We start from the raw sequence: 23218 nt of genomic DNA on the forward strand, positions 1-23218 counted from the left end.
TATGAAATATGCACCTCAAATAAAAATCCCCGCGACCTATATGCGCGGAGGAACCAGTAAGGGCGTTTTCTTTCGCCTGCAGGATCTGCCCCAGGTCGCACAGGTGCCAGGAAAGGCCCGTGACAATCTGCTGCTACGCGTGATTGGTAGTCCGGATCCCTACGGAAAGCATACCGACGGTATGGGGGGTGCCACTTCGAGCACCAGTAAAACAGTGATCTTGTCGCCCAGCGAAAAGCCCGATCACGATGTGAACTACCTGTTTGGCCAGATTTCTATCGATAAACCCTTTGTCGATTGGAGCGGTAACTGCGGGAATCTCACCGCCGCGGTGGGCGCCTTTGCCATCAATAGCGGTTTTGTAGAGCCTTCCAGGGTTCCAGAAAATGGCATCTGCACTGTACGTATCTGGCAGGCCAATATCGGTAAGACCATTGTTGCCCATGTGCCGATAACCAGCGGTGCCGTGCAAGAGACCGGAGATTTTGAACTGGATGGCGTCACCTTCCCGTCAGCCGAAGTGGAAATTGAGTTTATGAACCCCGCCGACGGCGAGGGTGCCCTGTTCCCCACTGGCAACCTGGTGGATGATCTGGAAGTACCAGGTGTCGGTGTCCTCAAGGCCACCATGATCAATGCCGGAATCTCCACGATTTTCGTCAATGCAGAAGATATTGGTTATACCGGTACCGAACTACAGAATGCGATTAATGGCGATAATCAAGCGCTCGCCATGTTCGAGGCCATCCGTGCCTATGGCGCAGTAACCATGGGATTGATCTCCTCTGCCGAGGAAGCTGCAGCCCGCCAGCACACGCCGAAAGTCGCTTTTGTTGCCAAGCCACAGGATTACATTGCCTCGAGTGGTCAAGGGGTGGTTGCGGCAGATATTGATCTGCTCGTCCGTGCCTTGTCAATGGGTAAACTACACCACGCCATGATGGGCACGGCCGCCGTGGCTATCGGCATAGCCGCCGCCATACCCGGCACTTTGGTGAATCTCGCCGCAGGTGGTGGCGAGCGCAATTCGGTCTGCTTCGGACACCCCTCCGGAAGCTTACGCGTTGGTGCTGAGGTGACAGCAGTGGACGGCCAATGGGCCGCAACCAAAGCCATTATGAGCCGCAGCGCCCGAGTCCTGATGGAAGGGTGGGTGAGGGTGCCTGGTACTTGCTTCTAGAGGTGGATGGTTTGCTGGCATCATTGGTAAATTTTTTTGAACAGAGATCACTGCGATTCAGTTTCCCTGAACTTAATAATAAGCATTTTCAACTTTATTTATTCAAAATAGCAAAAAATAATTTTTCGACAAACTTTTTCCACAAGTTCAATATAGATCTACCTTCAAATATTGCCAAGAGTGTTCCAAAACGACAGAGGGAATATTTTTTCGGGCGGATGGCTGCCCGATATGCATTGGCTGCATTAGACATAGAGCAATTCCGGGTAGAAACGGGAAAGTGGCGGGAGCCAATTTGGCCAGAAGGTACAATCGGCAGTATCAGTCATAATGAACGATATGCTGGTGCGACTGTACTGAAAGCCACACAAATGAAAGGTATTGGAATCGATATTGAGAGTGTGCTTTCTGAAAAATCTCAACTTGCATTACAGAATACAGCAATTTTTCAATCGGAGATCCGCTATCTGCAGGATCATGGTCTTATGACTATTCCGGGTTCTGTTCTCTCCATTATTTTCTCAGCAAAAGAAAGCTTCTTCAAGGCTGCATTTCCTTTGGTAAGACGATACTTCGATTTCGATGCGGTCTCTTTGGTCGATTTCGATAACAACCGGAAGGTTCTATTATTAGAGGTGCGTCAAGATCTTTGTCCAACACTGCAGCCAGGGGTTGTTATTCCCATACATTTTTATTGGCTAGACGGGAATACCATTCTTACTTATTGTGGCTTGCAAGGTTCAGGTAACTAAGCTGCGGCGTCTGGCAATATTCAAATTGTTTCGAAACCCTAAAAAGGGCTACAACTTACTGGAAAGATCCGGCACCTCGTGATTCAGTATACGGTCGTTGTGGCTGTAATCCATAGGGACATCAATGAGGTGTACGCCACCCTCTTTGCAGCAGCTTTCAATCAAGGGTTTCAATTCATCTGTGGCTTCTACCCGATGGCCGTGAGCACCATAAGATTTTGCATAGGCAACAAAATCGGGATTACCAAAGTCCAGGCCGAAGTCATGAAACTCCATCATGGCCTGTTTCCATTTAATCATCCCATAGGCATTATCGCGCAGTATCAACACAATCAGATCCATATCCAGACGCACGGCAGTTTCGATCTCCTGAGAATTCATCATAAAGCCCCCATCGCCACATATGGCCATCACTCTGCGTTCTGGGCACACTAATTTTGCGGCCATTGCTGATGGCAGCCCAGCACCCATTGTGGCGAGGGCATTATCCAAAAGTACGGTATTCGGGGCGTGGGCCGGGTAATTCCGTGCGAACCATATTTTAAACATGCCGTTGTCGAGTGCGATGATACCCTTATCCGGCGTGACTTCCCGTACATCCTTTACCAGGCGTTGGGGCCGAATTGGGAAAGTATCGCTACTGGAACCCTCCTGAATATGTTTTTGCAAGGCAGCCCGAATACGGTGGGCGTCGGTAAAACTCCAGTGTCCCTGAGGTTCCAGATGTTCATGGAGTTGCCACAAACTATTGGAGATATCCCCCACAACCTCAATCTGCGGAAAGTAAACAGGGTCCACCTGAGCGGAACTAAAATTGATATGTACCACTTCGGGACCGCCGGGGCGCATAAAAAATGGAGGCTTCTCCACCACATCGTGCCCAACGTTGATAATAAGATCGGCCTGATCAATGGCGCGATGTACAAAATCTCCATCTGACAGGGCTGTATTGCCAATAAAGTGAGGGCCTGATTCGTCGATTACGCCTTTACCCATTTGCGTGGTCACCGTAGGGATTCCGAGCTTGTCGACGAATTTTCGTAACATCTTTGCCGTGAGTTTGCGATTGGCGCCGGCACCGACCAACAACAGTGGCTTGCGCGATGCAGTGATAGCTTCTGCAGCCTTGCGAATTGCTTTCTCCTCAGCAATAGGCCTGCGGGTGTAGCTGGTTTCCAATACCGGCATGCTGGAGTGCTCGCGGGCAATATCCTCAGGGAACTCGAGATGCGTGGCTCCCGGGCGTTCTTCCTCGGAGCGGCGGAAGGCCTCGCGCACGTGCGAGGGGACATAATCACCGCCGACAATGGTTTTGGTGAACTTGGTGAGAGGACGCATCATATCGACGATATTGATAATCTGGAACTGGCCTTGCTTGGAGCTTTTTATGGGCTTTTGCCCGGTAACCATCACCATCGGCATACCTCCGAGCTGGGCGTAAGCTGCGGCCGTTACCAGGTTGGTGGCGCCGGGCCCAAGGGTGGCAATGCATACGCCGGATTTACCAGTGAGGCGGCCATAGGTAGCCGCCATAAAGCCGGCCGCCTGTTCATGGCGGGTCAGGATAAGCTTGATTTTTGAGCCGCGTAAAGACTCCAGTAAGTCCAGATTTTCTTCCCCTGGTATACCGAAAATATATTCAACTCTCTCTGCTTCCAAGGCGTGAACAAACAGATCAGATGCTTTCATGTAAGAAACTCCTGTAGTCTTATGCTCTCAAATTTGGTTCTTTTTTTGGGTTTTATTGGCCGGCGGGGTTACTTCCATTGCACCGCCCCAGGCAGACAATCTATTATTTGTCGTGTTAATCATTACCCTCGCCAGGTTAAGCAGAAAAAATTGGTTATATGCTGAAATGACGCAGAGTTTCCACCAGAGTATGGTCAAATTTTTGTAAATTTTCTCTATTGCCCCTTTGGTAATTCATGCCAGCGGATCGCATTTTGGTTTGGAGGTCTCATTGAGAGATTTTACCCATGGAAATAATTATTTTGGGTACCGGTAAAACCAAGTGATAAAGGTGACAATTGGCGCCTAAACCATTATCAGCCGACTTGCCATACACCTGCAGTATTGCGACCTGGCTGCAGAGGGTCACAATATTCGAACACACCTATTTCATTCCTATAGAATGAGCAAAGCCCGCTTTTATGATCTTATATATGCAGAGATTATTGTTACCACAACAGCACAAGCCAAAGCTGAGCATTACTACCGGGGCGAAAGGAAAGAATACCCCTCTCCCAGGACACGCTGTGAATACATCCTTGTACGCTCGTAATCAGTATCCATACCTCATACGATCCTGGGAGAGGGGTATTCTTCTCTCCTGCTTTACTAGTAAGACCACAAAGATAGCCAATTATAGTGCCAGGAGGCCACCCCGACTTGTATTATTTTTGTTCCGTTATCGCGCCTCGATCAGCGAGGGTCCGCTGTGTACAACTCCTTGAGCTGGGTATGGGCAAGGCTTGCCGCAACGAAGTCTTCGAGTCCGTGGCCGACAGATTTGAAGCAGGTTACGCCATCCTATTTTAAATTCAATAATATCAATAGGGTAAATTAATTTTTAGGGGTAATTGCTGTATGTATAGCCAGCATTTTACCCCTTGCAGTCTCTACAGGTGGGTAAAGTTACCCCCTGCTGAAACTGTATATAAAATCAGTATTTCTTCGTCGCCCTTTGGTGCTGAGCTGGTTCCTCTTCAGTTACACTCAAACCATACTTCTCCACTATCGCTATAAACCGCTTAACATAGATGGCTTGCACTGGCACATAGAGTGGCATCCATTCATCAGTGCCCTTGTCTCCTTTACTCTGATTCCGTCCATCATCAACAAGCTATGCGACAAAATTTGTCGCATAGAGGTGAAATCCTGAATCGTATTAAAAAAGCTTTATAGGCCCTAGCAAAAAAATAAAGCTGCCTAACTGCGCATCCTGTGAGATACGAAACCTCGGGCCGAAACGCGAGGCGTTTTATTTACCACCTAGAGCTCGAACCTGATGTAGGTGGTGAACAGGCTTTTGGTAACATTACCTTGGAATACACCCTGGCGGAGTAGTGACGTTAACTAAATCCCATTCTGTCGGCTCCCCTCTTTCTTCTCTAACTATTAATTCCGCTGAGAACAAAGGTATATGACCAAATTCAGGGTCTATTGTTTTTTCCGGTTTGGATATGTTTGAGTAGGTTATTTGGCCTATAGAACTGGCAGGACAACGAACGTTGTCTAAATTAGTACTCCAAGAAGTATCATAGCTAGCAGCACCCTCTACTTCGATAGTTTCGCCGTCATTATTTATGTAAGAGGTTTTGATAAAATAAGCACATTCATTTCGATATGAGTAAATAGTTTCCCACGCTATAGGAACTCTTTTCCACGTAGTTGCACAATCTGCTGCAAAAGAATTTGCACTCGTAAATACGGTTGCTAATGCGAGAGTTAAAGATAATTGTTTAAACATATATAGTTCCTTATTTTTTTATTCAGGTATGCACCCTTTTCATATTACTGGGCCAAGCTTCAATTTCAGGGTTGTCCAACCAAAGATCACAGATGCCCCCTCAACATGGGGCATAGCTGCCTCTCACATATCCTTTGAAGCTCTAACTTGTCATCCGAAAATTGCACAAGCTCTATAGTATCAGCATTTTAAATATCATCAAGCTATCGAATAGCTTTCTGCCATTATTGCTCTTACGATTCTTTGTGTGAACTTCGCTCAAAGTAGTACGAAAGTCTATCCAAGTAACCAGTTTATTTCGCTCAACGATAGAATCGCGCTCATTCAGCTTGTGATAACGGTCTTCGAGATCAAAAAACTGGGTTGCATTACGCTATGATTTTGGATTTTTCCTGCATAGTAGTATTATACCAAAAATTAGTGATTTTTAGAGATGCCCATAAGTTCTTTGCTACATGATACGTGCCGGCAACTTTTATCCTGAATACTATCGCCAAAATAAGGACGGCAAAGACAAATGTTTATACTTGAGTGATAGGCAGACAGGAATTCTTTCACTCCCCAATCACTACCCGCAGATTCACCGTGCGCTGGATACACTCCATGCGCCAAGCGCCTTTATTGACCTCTTCATTCTCCGTGCCCTCTGCAACAGCGGAGGCCTGCAGGGTTTCCACCTTGCCTGGGGTTTGCCAGGGCGTGCCGGCGGCATTGTTGCGCACCTGGTTATCCGTGGTAACAAAGGCACCGATCATCTTGTAGGCAAACTGGTCGGGGCTGCCGTCCTCGTCCAGATCAATGGGGTTGCGTACCTGTGCGATGCGCACAATATCACCGACATAGATGCCGCTGGTCAGTTCATAAAAGTGCTCGCCTTCTCCGGCATTGCTGATACCGCTGGCTTGTATGTATTCAACCATGTTGCTTCCTTTATTAGGGCTTGTGCCTTTGGTTGTGGGTAATGACTCTGTGCCGGGAATCCACACCGGCGGCATAGCTGATATTACCCACACTGATCTTGTACACGGTGCGCAGGCCGGCACATTCGACCCGCTCGACAGTTTCCCAGGTGAGCGGTTCCTCTTCATGCAGCACACCCAGTGTCACCCCCTGGCAGTGCTGGGCTTCGTACACTGTGCCTTGAGAATCAGTGACGGGGGTCTCACAGCTGCAAATCACCTGGGCACCGCTTGCCGTGGTAAGCAGTACACAAGGCACTTCGTCCTGGGGTTTAACTTTGTGAATGGGTGCCAAGTGGGTATCGCTATCGCCAATATCCCAGCAGTCGATCTGATCCCCCGCTTTGCAATGATCCGCCTGCAGCTTTTCTGTCAACCAGGTGCCGGCAGCCACGCACCAGGGATCGTCCGGCACGGTGCCGCCACCGCCATTGGCAGGTGTCCGGATAGTGCCGACCGAACGGCGCCAGGTACCGGCGGTCAGCTGGGAATAGATGGTGGTGGCCTTATAGGTGACAGCTCCGCCTTGGGGGCCTGGATCATCACAATAGACATAGTATTTTCGGCTGAACGACAAGCCACTAATACTGCCGGCGTTATAGTTCACCAATCCAAAATCAAACTGCACCGAGTGTGCGGCAATGGAAATCCTGGCGGTACTGCCGGCATCGGCGGCGGAGAGTGCGGAGCTGGTGGGCAGGCTGGCAATGGCGGACTGGATTAATGGCAGGTTGCGCTGATCCTGTACTTCCACCACGTCGATCTTGACGTAGTCGATCAGGGTTCTGCCGGTAGCTCCGTAGTTGACCAGAATCAGCGGCGAGAAATAACGCACATTGGCGTGTAACTTGGCAGGGTTGCCGATATGGTTGGCCCCCAAGGCTCCACTGTAGGAGGCGTTGCCCGTTGCGTTGCCTTTAATATAACCGATATACCTGATCCACGCGTGTGCGGCGTTGTGGCCACTGGCAATCATATAATGCTGTGAGGAAACGGAATCAGCCCCGGTGATGTTGCAGTAGTTTCGATTGGAATCAAACCCCATCACACCCAGATACATAATGCGGTTTGGATCGGTATCCCGGTATTTATAGAGGCGTATCTCCAGCCGGTAGAGCTTGTTGGGATCAAACGGGATCAGATCCTTGTGGTGAATGCCTACGGTATCATTATCTGTATTATTGCCCAGCAGGGCACTACGACCGCCCAAAATCGTCAGACCACTGCCAACAGCCATCTCACCTGCGCCAGTGTAGCGGGTCCAGGCGTTTATCCAGTCAGACGTTTCGAAAGCTTCCAGAAAGGTGTGACGCGTGGTGCGAAACTGTGCCCGCTCCTCAAGCGTGGCCCCCACGGTGGCATTATTCTCCGGTTTATTGTCACCATAGATTTTGTCCCAGTCCGCCTGGGAGCCGGCAATCTGGTCAATTTTATTGAGCAGTGCCTGTCGTTGGGTGTATACCCCCTGCCATTTATTATCCCAGGTGCTGCGATTGATGGTGGTGACCGTGGCGGTATTGTTCCAGCCGGTACCGCTGAGATAATCCGACAGGGCGGTAATGGCTCCGCTATAGGCGGTTTTCTCGCTGGTAATACCGTAACGGTTCGCCTGGGTTTCAATGCCGGACTGCTCTGCGAGCAGTTGATGGTACTCGCGGATAACCTGGGGTTTTTCCCCGGGGTGCAGCTTGCCATCTGCGGCAATCGTATTTAAGTCGGCCAGTGCCTCGGTGGCATCGGTCTGAGCATCAGCAGCGGCAGCTTCGGCGGCGGCGGCCCTGGCATCGGCCACAGAGGCATCCAGCAGGGCCTCCGGGTCGCCACTGCCACCGAGGGTAACCACCAAACTGCCGTAGGTGCCGCCGTCGCCACTGCTGGCCCACACGGAAAGCTCATTGGCGCCCGCCAGCAAGGTCACCGGGAAGCTGTACCACTGGGTAACCCCATCGTCGCCGCGCATCACGCCGACTTCATGGCCGTTGAGACCCACCCGGGCACCGCCCTCGGCATCATTGGCCAGTACATGCAGATAGCCGCGCCCGGCACTGGCGTTAAAGGTGTATTTGGTGCCGCCGGCATAGTTTGTACTGGCAGGCCAGCTCAACCCCAGCGGTCTGCGGTCCCATTTAAATTGCAGTGCGGCGCCGAGCATCCCGGCTTCGCGGGCCTGCTGGGCGATGGCGTTGAGCAGGGTGTTGCGCGCACGGTATGCCGCCTGCCAGTTGATGTTCCAGAGGGTGCGGCTGATGGGGGTATCCGCGCTGGTATTGTTCCAGACGGGTGTGAGACCACCGAGATAACTGGTAAGCGCGGCCAGGTTGCCGCTGTAATCGGCTTTTTCCGTGGTCAGGCCGGCGCCGCCGGCCTGGTTTTCAAGCCCCGCCTGCTGGGCCAGTAATTGCGCGTACTCGCGGATAATCTGCAGCTTTTCGTTCTGGTGCAGTATGCCGTCCGCGGCGATATTATCCAGATCTGCCAGGGCTGCGGAGGCGTCGGCCTGGGCCTCGGCAGCGGCATCAATGGCCTGTTGCACACTGGGATCCAGCGCCGGGTCCTCGTAGTCGTCATAAGGCGTGCGGGATTTGGGCACGAACAAAAGCCGTGCGGCACTGGTGCCGAGACAGTGATCCCCCAGCCCGGCACTGCCGGGGGCGTCGGGACTGTGGCCATAGCAGGCAATGAGTTTATTGTTGCTGAGTACCGGCATGGGGTTGCCGGTGCCGTCCACCAGTAGCACTACACCGCCGGGCGCTCCGCCACCGCCGCTGCCACCGGGGACAGGCCTTAGCTCAACACCGCGACCGGGGCCGCCATCACCACCGGAGCTGTCGATTTTCCCGGACACACCCAACGCGATACCGCGGGCGATCACCGCCAGACCGGCGCCGCCGCTGCCACCATTGCCGCCGAACCCCGCCGGCTCATAACTTGGATCGTTGCGTAAATAGCGAAAGGAATTGCCACCGCGGGCGCCACCAGTACCACGCAGGTCATGGGGTATGCCCTGCAGATCCCCACCCTCATTGGTGATATTGAGTGGCGGCATCACCGGATTGCGTCCGGTGATCACAACCCCGCGGCTTCCTTCGAAAAGATGGCCGGACGTGTACTTGCCGATCACCCGCCCGGGACCGCCGCGACAGGAACCCAAAAAACCCCGCCCGCCATTGCTGGGCACACCACGCAGGGTGCCGTCGATCTGCAGTACCCCGCGCACGCGCAGTTCCGCATTGCCACTGACGCTCAAGGTCCGACCGGCGGGAATGGTTAAATCCCCCGGATAATAAAACACTGCTCGACTATTTGGGTTGCCGGCGAGGCTGCCATCCGCAGTTAAAAAACCACTACTGTCGATACTGAGACCGGCGACAGTCATGGCGGTGCCTTCGGCGCTATACCAGCTGTCCGGCAGTTCCGCACCGGTGCTGTCGGGTTGGTCATCGATCCTGCCGGCGGGCTGGTAGCTGCCAAACAAGTCCACCGACACTGCACCGGAGACCTGATCCACACTGAGGCGCTGGATTTCCATGGCGCGATCCAGAATACCGTCGGCCACCTCCTGTGAATGATCCCGCAGCTGCGGCAGGGTAACCCTGACGATATCCCCCACCTCCAGGTCGTTATTGCTGGGCAGCAGCCCCAAACGCAAAGTTAAAGGCGGGCCGGCAAAGCGATCGCGCAGGGCGTCGAAGGTGTTTTTAATGGTGGTGTAGGTGTGGCGGGTATTGTGCAGGCCGCGGAATTTCAGGGTGTGGGGTTTGGCTTCGCCATGCACGGCAATGGAATCGGCATCGAGTAACTGGTTTGTACGCAGGAATTTACCATCGAAACCCGGTTGCTCGAACCAGCTCCACTGAATCGCAAACACATTGCGCACACCGGCCAGATTGTATTTCAGTTCACCGGCCCGGGTAACCTCGTCCGCGGTAATGGCAGCCACAGTGGCGGCATTGGCCAGCACCCCGGCCATACGACGCAGGCCCAGTTGCCCGGCGGCATTGACCGGCATAAAGGCACCGAGCAATAAATTAATCTCGGTCTCGATAAACTTTTTACCGTCGGTTTTTTTCAAACCATCAAATCTGAGTATTTTACCCTTGCTATGATTACCGGGCTGGTACCGGTCCGCGCCGATATTTTCAAACTCGTCGCGCACCACCAGCGCAGGGTCGATACCCAGGTGCCAGTTGTCGGGCAAGGTATAATTAGTGCCGAGCACAAGACCGGTCAGCAGGGCATAGGCCAGTTGCGGGCCCGGCCCTTCCAGGTAGATAAATTCCTCCACCGCAATCCCGCGCTCGTCGTCGTTGTCGGTGGGGATCACATGATCGCGGGCATAGGTGCCGAACAGGCCGCGGGCACAGCCGGTAAAACGGTTGGCGGTTTTACCGCTGGCGCGCACAATTTCAAAGCCGTCCTGGTATTGGATTTTCAGGTAGTAAACGGATTGATTGGGGGCGTCGCCATAGGCGGCGGTATGGGGGTTGGGTTCAAAGCGGCTGGTATCGAATACCTGCAGGGTGGTCTGGGTCTTGGAAAAATCCGCAGCCAGGCGCGTGCTGTTGGGCACAAACAGTTCCCGGCGCATCTCGCGCTGGATATCCCGGCAGCGCACCCGGTACACCCCTTCGCTGTAGGCAATGGATTCCTCGGCGATCTGGGTCTGCTCCAGGCGAAAATCCGACCAGTCCAACCCGGTAAACCCCTGGTACAGACGCACAGTGCGGCCCTTGATGCCATTGCCCTGTTCCAGTTCGTCGCGCAGCACATAAGAAAGCTGGCCGGCGATATCCACCACCTCAAACTGGATGGTACCGATCTCCGCTCTGCCTTGCTCCGGCAACAGGCGCTGGCTGGTGGCCGAACATTTTTTTAAGGCACCCAGAATGGCATTGGCGGGCAGGGCGGGAATATCCCGATGTGAGGTAATATACAGCGGCAGGTCATAGCCGATCTCCACCACCAGGCGCAGCGCGCGCTGGGGGGACTGGTTTTCCAGGTCGAAGGTTTCTGAGTTGTTACGCATCAGGCAATCACTTGAATGGTGGTAAAGCCAAATTCGAACAGTTGGCCGGGCAAGCGTTTTTCCTTGAAGGATTTGAATTTCAGCTGCACGGTTTGCGGATTATCCGGGACAGCCTCGGTACCGAGGGCATCGAAGGTAAAGAATTCACCGAAGGCACAACTGGCCGCGAACTCGCGCCATTGATCCAACTGCGCCTGGGTCAGCCGAACGGGCAGTGTGCGGCATACAGCGTGACGCTCGATACGGTAGGCGGTGTGTTCCGTATAACCGGACAGGGCTTTGTGCTCCTTGCCCTCGGCTCGATCGTGACTGTCGTATTGCTGCAGACCGATTTCCAGCTTGCCGTCGCCGCCGGTGACCAGACGGGTGGGGGTAAATGTAATCAACATGGGTCACCCCTTCAGTTCCTGGGCTTGACGGCTATTATTGCTAAAAAGCAACAGATCCCCGTTTTCCATCTTGGTTTGGATGTCCTCTATAAATCGTTCGCTGCTATCACCAATGACATCGCCCTGAATGATGAGCTGGTACAGAGACTGTGGTTGTTGGGCGTCATTGCTGGCGAATTGGTTGATACCATCCAAGCTATTATTCTGCGGCTGCGGTGCAGCGGTCGGGGCACCGCTAGCACTGCCGGCACTAACATCACTGGGCGCTTTCAGACCCGACAACATGCCGGCAATTTTCACACCCTGTGCAACAGCACCGGCAATCATGGGAATATTTTGCGGGTATCCAATCTCTGACGCCCGGGCAATATTTTTTACCAGGGAGATGCCGGTTTCAAAGATAGCCGCAGCCTTACTCAGTTTTGCCATCTTTTTACTGTGAGCGGAAGCCGCCGAAAAAATTTGTTTTGCGCCTGTAGAAAACATTTGCAGCTCGCTTTTACTGCTGGCTTTATCCAGGTTCTCTCGATCCTTAGCGTGCTTTTTTTCCAGTAGGGTTAAATTACGCTGATACTCCCCCTCAAGAGCTAAGCTGGCCTGACGAGATTCTTCTTCGGTTGCCTGAGTGGCAGCCAGATGTTCAGCCAAGATTTCTTGTTTAGAGATGTAGGCTTGATCGAGCAGTGCCATCTCCTCGTCCTGCTGCACCTGCAGCTGCTCCATTTCCGTAAGCCAGGAAAGCTGCAGGGTTTCCAGTTTGGCCACGATCTGCTCGCGCTCGCGATTGGTAAGCCCATCGGCACCGACACCATTGCCATGCCCTTCGTCGTTGGCGGCACGCGCCTGTTCAGCGGCCAGTGCCATCTGATAGCGTGCTGTCTCACGTGCGGCGTATTCTTCGCGCAGCGCTTCAATGGAATCGAAGCCACGCCTGGTCAGTTCCTGTTCAGCAATGTGCAATGCTGCAATCTGCTGCAACCGCTGTTCATGGTCCAGTTGAATTTTGCCGCGCTGATCGGCCAGGAATTGATCCAGTTGTATTAACTGGGCGCCACCAGCCTCTTCTGCCATCACCCGCTCGCGGGCAATGCGATCGCGCTCCGCCTGCTCTCGGGCAGTCGCCGCAGCCGCTTCAGCCGCACGCTGCTTATCCTGCAGTTTTTTCTGGGCGGCAATCTGGTGACCCTGCAGTGCCACCAGTTGGCTGCGCAACTGCTCCGATTTATTGCGATGAATCTCGATCTGTATTCGAACGCCTTCCCTTTCGGCTTTGGCAAGCATCTGCTGATGCCAGGTGTACTGTTTGTGTAGTTCGGCAAACTGGGCACGCTGCAGCTCCTCCTCAGTGGGTGCAAGGCCCCGACGAAAGGTATCCACAACCTCCGTTAATTTCTGAATCCCCGCTGTGGCGATACTGGTAGAATCTGTGGTTTCACTCAGACCTTCGAGAAACTCCTGCCAGGATTGCCCGAGGGAATCCGTTGCACCGGTAAGACCACCGGCCTCACCGGCTCCGGCACCCCCCACCTGCTGCTCAAGTTTGAGCAAAATCATGCGCTGGGCTTCGGCGACGCGACCCGATTGCTGCAGGGTTTTAATCTGCTCTTTTTCCGCTTCGGTAAAACTCACACCCGCGCGCCTGAGTGCAGTCAATCCCGTAGAGGGTTCTTCTAATGCCTTACCCAGCTGTAGCGCTGCACTTTTGGCATCGCCGCCCATGACCGCTGCCATATCCTGACTCAGGCGTATGGCGTTATCGAAAACAGGCCCTTGTACCCCTTTAAAAGTAATAAGAATCCCCTGCGCCTCGCGAATACCACTGACACTGGCCAGGGTCGCACGCGCAACCGAACGCGCCTGTTCGTCCAGTTGCTGCGCGGTGCGTCCGCTGGCACCGCCAGTCGCTTTCAGCAGTGCCTCAATCTTGAGCTGCTGCCGCTCCATCTCCTCACCGGCGCGGATACTTTTGTACAGCACGGCAGTTACGCCGGCCACACCGGCACCAAACAACCCCCAACTGGCCGCGCCACTGGTAAGCAGACCGTTAAGCGCACCTACTCGACCGGAAACACCCCCGAGCGGACCATCAATCGATGCGACCCCCTGAGCCGCCCCACGCATGGAGCGTTGCAGTACGCCGGCCTCTTTGGCGTTATTACGCATATTGCGCTTTAAGCGCCGGAACATGGGTGCAGTGCGATCATCACCCTGGATTGCAAAATGATACCGGTCCGACATAACAGTTACTCGGCGCTGGCCAGTCGCTCAATGACTGCCATCGCTTCCAAATAGACGTTGGGTTGATCCGCAATACCACCGGCCACATACAAATGCCCCGCACGATAATGCTGATGCAGGTGCAACAGCCGGGCGCTGTGGGCAGTGACCATGGGTTTTAAGCAGGTGCGGGATTCAATAACGTTGGGTATTACCCACTTTGGGAAGGGCGCGGGGTTGTCGGTGTTGCAGTGGCGTCCCCACTTGCAGTGGTCGCAATCAAAGGCGCGGGGATCTCGGGCGACGCTGATTGCGATGGCAAGTTTTTTTCCTGTTCCTCACCGAGCAGGGCGTCGATCACCAATCGGTTCGCCACCTCGATTTGCAACCCCCAGGGCAGGCTTTGTAGATTTTCGTGGGAAAAATCTATTGGCTTACCCTCGCGATCCAGAATATTGCGCCATGCGGTAATACCACACCGAAACAAATACGCTCTGGCTTCCGGGCTGGGAACGATGCCGTTTGTGCTGGTGTTTTTACTGTCATTCATCACATCGGCCAGCTGTCGTTGCGTGAGCGGTGAAAGCTGCAGCTGTGGAGGATTATCCTCTTCGGCATAGCTTTTCGGTGTGTACCAATAGGGCGTTAAGCCATCGTGGTTTAGTGTTAGCGGCATAAGCTCCTCGATTTTTCAAAGTGTTCAGGTAAAAGTCAAAGTAAAGGCATCATCACCGCCGGCAGCACCAAAGCCGATTTCATAGGTGCGCTGGCCTTCGCGGTCGCCGGGGGCCAGCTCCTTGTACCAGGCTTCGCTGATAGCCAACTGGTAGCGGTTGCCGGCAGTGGTACCGATCACGCCGGTGGTCATGGTTTTGGCGCTGCCTGTTCTCCAGTCGCCAGCCCAGTCCTGTTGCGCCACGGTGGTGGCCTGGGGATCGAAGCTGCCGGTCACGTCGCGGTCGGTAATTAAAATCTCACCGTAGCCATCTTCGGCGCTCATGCTGGGCGGGGTGGCAATGGTGTTGCCCAGATCCAGAGAAAGGGTATTGATCACTGCGGCATAGCTGCCGACACTGAAACCGGCATTGATCACCGGCGGCGGTTTGCTGGCGTCGTAACTGGCGGTTGGTAGGGAGGCATCCGTGGGGCCATTAATATGGCCGGTCAAGGTAAAACTCAGCTTGCCGGCGGTGCCGGTTTCCAGGTTGCCACTGACGGTGCCGCGACAACCGGTGAGCTTGTACAGGCTGCCGTCCTCATGAAAATACAAAGTTGCAGATTCATGCGCGCTGCTGGCAGGCAGATACTCGACACTGGTGCCGGCGCTGATGGTTTCGGCCAGTCCGCAGGCGCGCAGCAGGGGGCCGAACTCCGGTGCAGTGCCGGCGGTGCCACTGCCTTTCAGTTCCACATCAAACGTCACTTCCATCAGGGTGCCGGCAAAAATACCTTGCAGCATCCCCAGCGCCGGTTTGACCGGGTTGCGTTCGATCATACGGGCACCGGCGTAACTCCAGCCGATATTTTCCACCAGCACTGCGTCGTCGGCACCGGTGGGATTGGCATCGTCACCGTATGCGGTTTCGGCCTTGGCGAGAATCAGCTCGCGCTTAATCAGTTTTGCCATCGGTGTTGGCCTCTTTTTTTACAGGTGGTTTTTTTGCAGCGGCCGGCACCGTGCGGCTGCCGCCCTTGCGCGGGGTAAACTGGATTTTTTGCGGTTTAGATTTGGATTTGGCTTTTGCCATGGTTAATGCTCCGGGTCAGCGAGGGTATGACGCAATTGGTAACGCCAGTGGCTGGTGGCCACTGCCTTAGGTTTTTCGGCCAGTTCCAGTTCCGGCCCGCTCAGGCCCCCGGGATTCACATCGAGAAAACAAGCCAGTTCCAGGGCGGGATTGGCCATCAGTGCGCGATGGACTTCCGCCTCGATCTGCAGCAGTTGGTCGTCGATCGTCTCGGCGGGGCCAGCCACGGCAATATCGATAAAAATATCCTGCTCTACATCCACAAAGGCATTGCCGCGAATACCCAAAATGCGGCGCTCACCGAGGCGCACATTGAGCGCGGGACCGGATTGATGGACATAGGTACGCGATTGCTGCACTCGCTCGCCAGTGGCAGGCAGTCCGGTCACAGCCGCTGTGACTGCATCCAACAATTGCTTGGCGACATGGGCCATTTATTGCTGCTCCAGAATCAGGGAAACCCCACCGCCGTTGCGGGGCTGACGCTCACGGATGGCATAGAGCGCACCCTTAATAGTCAGCGCCGCACCGACACCGGCGCCCAGGGCGATTGCGGTATCGGCATCACAGATGAGCACCGGCACCGTGCCCGCCTGCTGCGCGGCTTCCTGCCAGGCATCGGTAAAAATACCCGGCAGGGTGCCGGCAGGGGCCCGGGCTTCCACATAACCGGGCAGGTCCGGGTCGATCAGTTCGGTAAAAAATCCGACCACGGGTTATTTGCCCGCGCCTTGCTTTTGCGCCGCAGCCACGGCTTTAGCGATGGCTTCGGCCTCTTCACTGCCCGCTTTAACAGCGCAGCCGCTGGCCAACAGCGTTTGCTGATCGCTCTTTTCTTTTACGGTCAGCTTTGCGCCAAGCGGCTGGGGCTTGCCTTCGGCAACACAGGGTTTTGCAATAACCAGTTTCATTGGTTTGACTCCGAGAAATGATTAAAAAAAACGGCCCCGACAGGGGCCGCTTTGGATTGGATTTACAGTGAGCAGGCAATCCGTACTGTGGTTACGCTGCGGCGTCGATACAGAAGCTCTGCGCGTGCCGCACCTTGACGTCGGCATCTTGGAACACGCGCAACACCAAACCACCACTGGCAGCCTTGGCCGCTGCATCAGGCATAACATCAAGCACACCCCACATACCCACAACCACGTCTGAAAAATTGCCGAACAGGGTGCGGTTGGTGGCCACCTGGTTAGACTCAATCACTTGATACCCTGCTGCGCGTTCGTCCTCCATAATGAAGCGACCGCTGCCGGTGTCTTTACTGGTGGTCATCAGGTTGCCAGCCACATTGGGATGCACCACAAAGGCAATGTTGCCCTTGAGCGCATTCTGCAAACTGACCTTGGTGCGGAACCCCACCGTTTCAGCCCAGGTCGGCGCACCGGCGGTGGCCACCAGTTGAGTCTGCACACCAGTCGTAGCGGTGATACCCGCAGGGCCATCGGTGGCACCCTCCAGGCCGGCAGCATCGATGCCGAGCGCTGCACCCAACTGCATGTCCGCCATTAGCATGGCGTCCACTGAGGGTGCGGATTGCTTTAGCAGTCGCCGGGTCATGGGTACCTGGCCGGTGATGGTTTTCGGGGTCAGGGTTACCAATCCGATCACCGCATCGGATTCATCACCGTCGGCACCCTCGACAATCCAGCCGAAGGCGGCACCGGCATCCAGGCGCGGAATATCCACATCGCCCACCAGGCCTGTCAGGAAGCGTGCGCCCAAACGGCCGAGCACCGACTGGGCTTTGAGGTTTTCAATAAACTCACCCGCCAGGTGATCAGTGCCCACCAGGTTGCCACCGCCGGCTGCCGTGCCGGTGGCCATGGTGCGGTTTTGCACCTCGAAGGGCACAAAAAAGCCGCGGGCCTCGCGGTCGAGGGATTCGGCAATGGTGCGCGAACACTCCAGTTCAAAACCGGCAGTTTTCCAATCCTGGGTAATCGCGGCATTCACCGCACGCACCAGGGAGTAGCGCTGGGTTTCCCCCTCGCTGAGGCCCAACTCGGACACGGGCGTACTCTGTTGTGCCTGGCTGCGTTTTTCCATTTTATCCAGCACTTCCTGGCGGAATTGCTCGACACTGGCGCCATCATGAATAGCGCTCTCGGCTTCCTCCTTCAGATCAAATTTACCGCCGATCTGACGGATCACCTTAGCGCGGTTGGCTTCGTTCTGGCGCACTTCGGCGCGGATACTATCGGCGTCCACCGGCGCGGGGGTTTTCTTTGCGGGTGGGGTTTTTTCTTCATCTGGCATGGTGCGTTCTCCGGGTTCGGATTGCGTTTGAATAACGGGTTGGGTGGTTTCTGCACTGCGACCGACGCCCACGGTGGGATCGGCGGGGATCGTAACCAGACTGGCTTCGTGGGGTGTCCAGCTGGTAATGCGGTACACATCCGGGCCGTCCTCGCGGATTTCATCGAGCACGCCGTCGTGTATCTCATAACCCACGGAAACGTGGCGCAGAATGCCGTCTTTAACGTCATTGAAAATCTCCTCGGCCCGGGCACTTTTTCCCAGACGCACCTGCACCCGCACGCGGCGGTCTGCATCGATGCGGGCGGATTCAACAACGCCGACGTAATCATCAGATCGGTGGTTAAACAATACCGGCGCGCCATCTTGCAGGCGGGCCAGGTTGACGGATTCCTGCGCGTGGTCCAGCACCTCGACGCCCCAGTAGCGGGTCACCGGGTGCTCGCTGGACAAGGCCAGTTCTATGGTGCGGCTTTCCTCGTCAATGGTGCGTGTTTCTATGCCGTAGGTGCGGCGCGCGTTTCTGTCCTGCTGGCGCAAGGCGGCCGGCAGGGCTTTTTGTTCAGTCGGCATCGTTGGGGGCTCCATCGGGTTCGGATTCTTTAAGAGCTTTGTAGGCTTCCGGGGGGAGGAAACTGGGCAGCGGTAAGCCCAGTGCACGCAGGCGATGCATGTCTTCGGCAAGCTGCTCAAATACTTCGTCGGGGTCTTCGCCATCCTCCAGGATCAAGCGGGAAATACTCGACTTGCCCAGCGCCACCGCTTCCCGCTGTGCACTGACCGCTTTTAATTCGTCCACCTCTTTCCAGCGCTTGGGTTGGTAGCGGGCTAACAGGTATTCCTGCAGGGGGCGACCCAGGGGCTTGGTGCCAATTTTGATGGTCTGCAGTAGGTGCTGGCGCTCCATCCAGGTTTCGAACACCGGGCGTCCCAACTTGTCGATCAGCCAGTTCTGCAAGTACATCCAGTTTTCTTTATCGACCAGATCACCCACTTTGGCGCTGGAATAATTCACCTTGCTCAGATTGCCGGACAGACCGTGGTGGCTGACACCGAAACCCATGGAGATCGAGTGCAGGCAGGACTGTACAAACGGGTCGAAGTCACCGCTGGGATAAGTGGGATCGAAGCCCACAAAATCCTGATTAGGGCCGAGGTGCCCGATATAGGCGGGCTCCATCTCTTCGATATGGTCACCGGTGTGCGGGTCGGTGTGTTCGCCCTTGAGCGGTTCCTGGCCGTCGCCGGTGTAGGTCTCATCGGGATTATCGTCCTTGATCCAACCCATTTTGGAGGCGCCAACACGGGCATTCACAAGCGCTGCATCTTCAAAACCGCCCAGCATTTTCAAGCGAAACAGCCCGGTGGCCGTCCAGGGAATGCCGCGCTTTTGCCCGACAAACTCACTTAAAAACAAGTGGTGAATCTCCCGGGCGTCCACCCGCTCATAATGGGCACCACTGGTGTGGGTATAAGTCAGCGGCGATGGACTGGGCTGCTTGAAGTGGTAGGCCACTGCTCTGCCCTGGGGGTTGTACTCCATCCCAAACAGGATGCGGTTGCCACTGCTCAAATCCTCGCAGTAGCGCACATCCAGCAGTTCCACATCGATCAGTTCAAGCTGGTAGCCATAGCGGCCGGCGGCGTGTTCACGCACCAGGGCCTCGCCGTCGATAGCGATACTGGACAGTATCTGCTGCTGGATTTCCACCCAGGACAGGCGCCCCTGCAGGTGGCAGTTTTCCGCTCTGCCCCAGAGCTTAAATTCCGACTCAATTGCCTGGCGCGCGGGTTTATCGGGCGCTTTCCCTCCGGGGCGCATCACTTTGGACTGCACCACAATGCCCCTGGCCCCCACCACGTTGATACGCACCAGCTGGTCGAAGCGGCGCACATGATCACTATTGCAACGCTGATCCCGGGAACGCGCACGCAGAGCGGTGAGGTTTTGATAAATAATCTGATCCGCACTTTTCGGGGTGGTACCCCAGCTGGCGGTCACATTGGAAACCCGGGCCGATTCAAAGCTGCGTCGGCGCGGCAGCATGGGCCTGGCCCCGGGCGTGCGAAACCTGGGCGCAATACGGCGCTGTGCCGCCGGTTTTTCACGGCGGAAAAAATTAAATATGCCCATAGGTTTCTACATTCTGAAAATGGTGCGGGGGTTGGGTCGCCAGCCTTTTTGTTGGCGGATTAGCTGCTTCAGTTCGCGACGGTATTGATCCCGCAGAGCGAGCAAGTGTGGAATCTCGTAACGCTTGAAACTCTGTCCCTCCACGGTCAACTCGGCCACATCCTTGCCCGCTTTGATCTCCAACATGGTCTCAACCGCCTGCAGCACTTTTTCACAGTGACTGCGCCGCTCGGTGGGACCGTCGGCAAAATTCGGCAACAGCTGCAGGCGGCCGGTCTGCCGGGTAAGGCGGCTGTTGCCGTCGGTAAACACCAGGCCCCAGCGATAGTTGCCGGCCCCGAGCGTATCGGTGGTGATTGCCAGACGGTGGCAATCGCCCACTGCGGTGCTGGTGATGGTATGGCTCACTGCGCTGTCGGCAATGGTGAATTCCACCCGCCAACCCTCGCTGGCGGGGTAGCCGGCTTCATCCACAGTGCGGGCCAGGGTGTCGCCGGCGTGCAGCTGTGCAGGTAGTTCGATCAGTTGCGCCATGAGTTTGCAAATCCTTTCTTGCGATCGCGGCCACTGCTGCGGGCGCGGCGTTGTCTCTGGTATTTTTGGGCGGCAGTCGCTACCGGCTCCGCTTTCGTCTCCTCAGCGGGTTGCAAACGGGCGGCCAGGGCAGGGTAGTCGGGGTTGAGAATTTCCAACGCAGCCAGGGCGTAGACGTAGCAGTCCAGGGCTTCATTGCGGTCGCGAACCGGTTCGAACTTTTTGACAATGCGACCATCTTTCTTTCTCGGTACGCGCTTCTCCGAGGTCAGCTGCTCGAAATATTCCCGATCAATTTTTTTAGCAACCGGAAAATGCACATAACCCGGGCCGGGCTCGGTAATCTGCAACCGACCCAGAATGGATTCCTTCGCGGTGTCCGTACCGATTAAATACAGGTTGACGTTGCCCTTGTTGCTTTTGCTCGGGCGACCAACCAGCGGTATGCCCGGTCGGCTGGAGCCTTTGATGGCAAACACCCGTTCCAGGGCGTGCTGCTTACAGTATTTGTACACCATCGCCGTATTGTGCCCGCCGGTATCGATACAGCAGGCCGCAATGCGCAAAAGCACGCCACTCTCATGCTCGATCGGGCTGTGCCGCCAGTCACTCAGGCGCTTCCACACATCCCATTTATTCGCGTCGCCGGGAAATATCTGGTGCTCAATCAACCAGGATTCCGTGCCGCGGGCATCGCCACCAAAGGCCCAGACGCTGCCCTCCAGGCGGTCGGGGTGTACATCGACCCCCGCCACCAGCACCACCGCGGACTGGGGCACTGGCGCGGGGTAGTGCTCGCGGCGCAGATAGAGGTGATCCGCATCCAACTTATCACCTGCTTCTTCCCAGGGCTCTCCCTTGGTGGTGTTGACCCAACCCTTGAGTTCGATCGGGTCCTTGCACACCTGCAGGAACTTGTGGGCGATCTTGCCCCAGGTGGTGCGGGTGTTATAGGCGGACCAGATATGCACGGAAACCGAGCGGGGTGGGTCCACCGGCTGGCCGTCGCGGTAAAACCTGAGTCCGTCACGGGTGACCATGCCGGATTCGCTGCGCATCTCGCCGCGCTGATCCATACCCAACAGTGCCCGCTGCTCAATCACACAGCCGTGATGCCGGCAGACGTAATAGGCTTGCAGAACCGTTGCGCGACTGTCCCATTTAATCCCCCAATCCACATCCGGGCCGCCCCATTCCAGGGTCTGGTATTCGCCACAGTGAGGGCAGGGCAGATAGCGCTTGAACCGCTCGTCGGCTTTCTCCGCCGCCTTGGTCAGCTGGCACTCGTCCACCCGGGTGGGGGTACTGCCGCGAATCGACTTGGGAAAACTGGAACCCTCCAGGCGCATATCCCCGAGCTGGGTGGCAGAGCCCTGGCCTTCGATATCCTCATCGAACTGGGACAACTCATCATAGATGGCGACATCTACAGATTTTTCCCGGTAATTCGCCGCGGCCGTGCCACCGAGGACAAAGATCTGGCGGCTGTTGGAAAACTTCTTGTAGTCCAGCTTGTTGTCGGAATGCTTTTTGCCAAACCAGGGCGCCAGCTTGCGCACCGCCTTCACATCGCGAATCATCGGCTGCACATGCTGCTGCATAAAACCCTGGGCGGTGGTATCTGTTGGCTGCCACAACATTTGATTGCGCTGCTTATGCTCTGCGAAATATCCCAGGGCAATCACAATGGATTTTGTATAACCAACCCGTGCGGCCTTCTCCCAGTTAAATTCCTCGATATCATCATTGCCCATCATATTGAGGATGGGAATCTGGTAGGGATCGCTTCGCCACTGACCTTCCACATAGCTGGATTCCGGCGACATATAGAAATGTCGGTCGGCCCACTCGGCCATAGACAGGGGTTCGGGCCGGAACAGAACGCGCAGGCCGGCGCACAGATGACGTTTAATCGCCCGAATCTGTGGCGCCGATAAGTTCATCGATAAATTCTTCCAGCCTGCCGCCTACACTGGCCGCGAGGTTTTGCAGGCGCACCCGCTCGGCCTTGATAAAGCCCAGCTCCGTCGCTGTCAGTGACGGCACCCGGCGCTTGATATTGGCCTCCAGGGAATCCAGTATGGCCGCCATCTCCGCGGCGACCCGGCCAAAGATCAGCGCGGCCGCCTTAGCCGGAATCTGCTCCGCACGCCCTTTGGCATTCTTCAACGCCTGATCATCGGCCTTCTCCTTGGCCAGGCGGGCATGCTCCTGCACTGGATCAAGCTTTTCACCGCTCGATGGTGCCGGACGCTCCAGCTGCTGCCGGCGCAGCACTGCCTCTATCCGGTTATCCACCAGGCTGCGCAGATCGTAGTAGTTGCAGTTACCCACCCGGGCCACTGGCGCCACCTTCCACTTGTCAAAGGCGGTTGCCGTGATACCCAGTGAATCACACACCTGCCGCTTGTTTAGCCAGTAGTCAGGTTGGTCATTGGGGGGCTTTTTTGCATCTTTGTCCCTGTGGGTTTTAGCCTTTGTTTTAAGAGGTTTTTGCTTCTTTTCTACCATGTTCGATATCCTCAATGACCAACCACCAACCCTCCCAAAA

Annotated in this window: 20 protein-coding genes; 2 read left to right on the forward strand and 18 right to left on the reverse strand. The window is 55.4% G+C overall.

Annotated elements, in window-relative coordinates; genetic code table 11:
* Position 1: 1 nt before the first annotated feature.
* A complete protein-coding gene (prpF, locus tag ACL7TT_RS14540) occupies positions 2–1180 on the forward strand; it encodes a 2-methylaconitate cis-trans isomerase PrpF (protein WP_413396437.1) in 1179 nt (392 codons plus the stop codon).
* Positions 1150–1932 (forward strand): 4'-phosphopantetheinyl transferase family protein, encoded by a 783-nt coding sequence (locus ACL7TT_RS14545; protein WP_413396439.1) that lies wholly within the window; start codon positions 1150–1152, stop codon positions 1930–1932. Before prpF ends, ACL7TT_RS14545 begins: the two co-directional genes overlap by 31 nt.
* Positions 1933–1980: 48 nt before the next feature.
* On the opposite strand, the gene ACL7TT_RS14550 is transcribed toward ACL7TT_RS14545, so the two are convergent.
* The 18 genes from ACL7TT_RS14550 to ACL7TT_RS14635 all read right to left on the reverse strand — a co-directional run bounded on the left by ACL7TT_RS14550 (position 1981) and on the right by ACL7TT_RS14635 (position 23178).
* Entirely contained in the window at positions 1981–3621 is a 1641-nt protein-coding gene (locus ACL7TT_RS14550) for an acetolactate synthase large subunit (protein WP_413396441.1), read from the reverse strand.
* 1348 nt (positions 3622–4969) lie between these two features.
* On the reverse strand, positions 4970–5401 hold the full coding sequence (locus ACL7TT_RS14555) for a hypothetical protein (protein ID WP_413396443.1): 432 nt from the start codon (positions 5399–5401) through the stop codon (positions 4970–4972).
* 554 nt (positions 5402–5955) lie between these two features.
* A complete protein-coding gene (locus ACL7TT_RS14560) occupies positions 5956–6321 on the reverse strand; it encodes a hypothetical protein (protein ID WP_413396445.1) in 366 nt (121 codons plus the stop codon).
* Positions 6322–6334: 13 nt separating this feature from the next.
* Positions 6335–11386, reverse strand: coding sequence for a hypothetical protein (locus ACL7TT_RS14565; RefSeq protein ID WP_413396447.1), 5052 nt, complete (start codon positions 11384–11386; stop codon positions 6335–6337).
* Positions 11386–11775, reverse strand: a complete 390-nt coding sequence (locus ACL7TT_RS14570; protein ID WP_413396449.1) for a hypothetical protein — start codon at positions 11773–11775, stop codon at positions 11386–11388. Before ACL7TT_RS14570 ends, ACL7TT_RS14565 begins: the two co-directional genes overlap by 1 nt.
* Positions 11776–11778: 3 nt before the next feature.
* Positions 11779–14013 (reverse strand): phage tail length tape measure family protein, encoded by a 2235-nt coding sequence (locus tag ACL7TT_RS14575; RefSeq protein WP_413396451.1) that lies wholly within the window; start codon positions 14011–14013, stop codon positions 11779–11781.
* A gap of 5 nt (positions 14014–14018) precedes the next feature.
* The gene (locus tag ACL7TT_RS14580; protein WP_413396453.1) at positions 14019–14165 is read right to left on the reverse strand and encodes a hypothetical protein; all 147 of its coding nucleotides are present in this window, start codon (positions 14163–14165) and stop codon (positions 14019–14021) included.
* 38 nt (positions 14166–14203) lie between these two features.
* Positions 14204–14668 carry a hypothetical protein gene (locus ACL7TT_RS14585; RefSeq protein ID WP_413396455.1) on the reverse strand — a complete coding sequence of 155 codons (465 nt, stop codon included), beginning with the start codon at positions 14666–14668 and terminating at the stop codon, positions 14204–14206.
* A gap of 24 nt (positions 14669–14692) precedes the next feature.
* Positions 14693–15619, reverse strand: coding sequence for a hypothetical protein (locus ACL7TT_RS14590; protein WP_413396456.1), 927 nt, complete (start codon positions 15617–15619; stop codon positions 14693–14695).
* On the reverse strand, positions 15603–15740 hold the full coding sequence (locus ACL7TT_RS14595; protein ID WP_413396458.1) for a hypothetical protein: 138 nt from the start codon (positions 15738–15740) through the stop codon (positions 15603–15605). Before ACL7TT_RS14595 ends, ACL7TT_RS14590 begins: the two co-directional genes overlap by 17 nt.
* A gap of 2 nt (positions 15741–15742) precedes the next feature.
* The gene (locus tag ACL7TT_RS14600) at positions 15743–16174 is read right to left on the reverse strand and encodes a hypothetical protein (RefSeq protein WP_413396460.1); all 432 of its coding nucleotides are present in this window, start codon (positions 16172–16174) and stop codon (positions 15743–15745) included.
* Positions 16175–16453, reverse strand: coding sequence for a hypothetical protein (locus ACL7TT_RS14605; RefSeq protein WP_413396462.1), 279 nt, complete (start codon positions 16451–16453; stop codon positions 16175–16177).
* 3 nt (positions 16454–16456) lie between these two features.
* Positions 16457–16651, reverse strand: coding sequence for a hypothetical protein (locus ACL7TT_RS14610; RefSeq protein ID WP_413396463.1), 195 nt, complete (start codon positions 16649–16651; stop codon positions 16457–16459).
* Positions 16652–16742: 91 nt separating this feature from the next.
* The gene (locus tag ACL7TT_RS14615) at positions 16743–18572 is read right to left on the reverse strand and encodes a phage major capsid protein (RefSeq protein ID WP_413396465.1); all 1830 of its coding nucleotides are present in this window, start codon (positions 18570–18572) and stop codon (positions 16743–16745) included.
* Positions 18562–20133: a phage portal protein gene (locus tag ACL7TT_RS14620; protein WP_413396467.1), complete on the reverse strand. Its 1572-nt coding sequence runs from the start codon at positions 20131–20133 to the stop codon at positions 18562–18564. The genes ACL7TT_RS14615 and ACL7TT_RS14620 overlap by 11 nt, the downstream gene beginning before the upstream one ends.
* A gap of 6 nt (positions 20134–20139) precedes the next feature.
* Positions 20140–20667, reverse strand: coding sequence for a hypothetical protein (locus ACL7TT_RS14625; protein ID WP_413396469.1), 528 nt, complete (start codon positions 20665–20667; stop codon positions 20140–20142).
* Complete coding sequence (locus tag ACL7TT_RS14630) at positions 20655–22610, reverse strand: phage terminase large subunit family protein (protein ID WP_413396471.1); 1956 nt, start codon at positions 22608–22610, stop codon at positions 20655–20657. Before ACL7TT_RS14630 ends, ACL7TT_RS14625 begins: the two co-directional genes overlap by 13 nt.
* On the reverse strand, positions 22576–23178 hold the full coding sequence (locus tag ACL7TT_RS14635; RefSeq protein WP_413396473.1) for a terminase small subunit: 603 nt from the start codon (positions 23176–23178) through the stop codon (positions 22576–22578). Before ACL7TT_RS14635 ends, ACL7TT_RS14630 begins: the two co-directional genes overlap by 35 nt.
* Between the last annotated feature and the right edge of the window lie 40 nt (positions 23179–23218).

This window comes from Microbulbifer jejuensis, assembly GCF_047289955.1.
Classification (GTDB): domain Bacteria; phylum Pseudomonadota; class Gammaproteobacteria; order Pseudomonadales; family Cellvibrionaceae; genus Microbulbifer.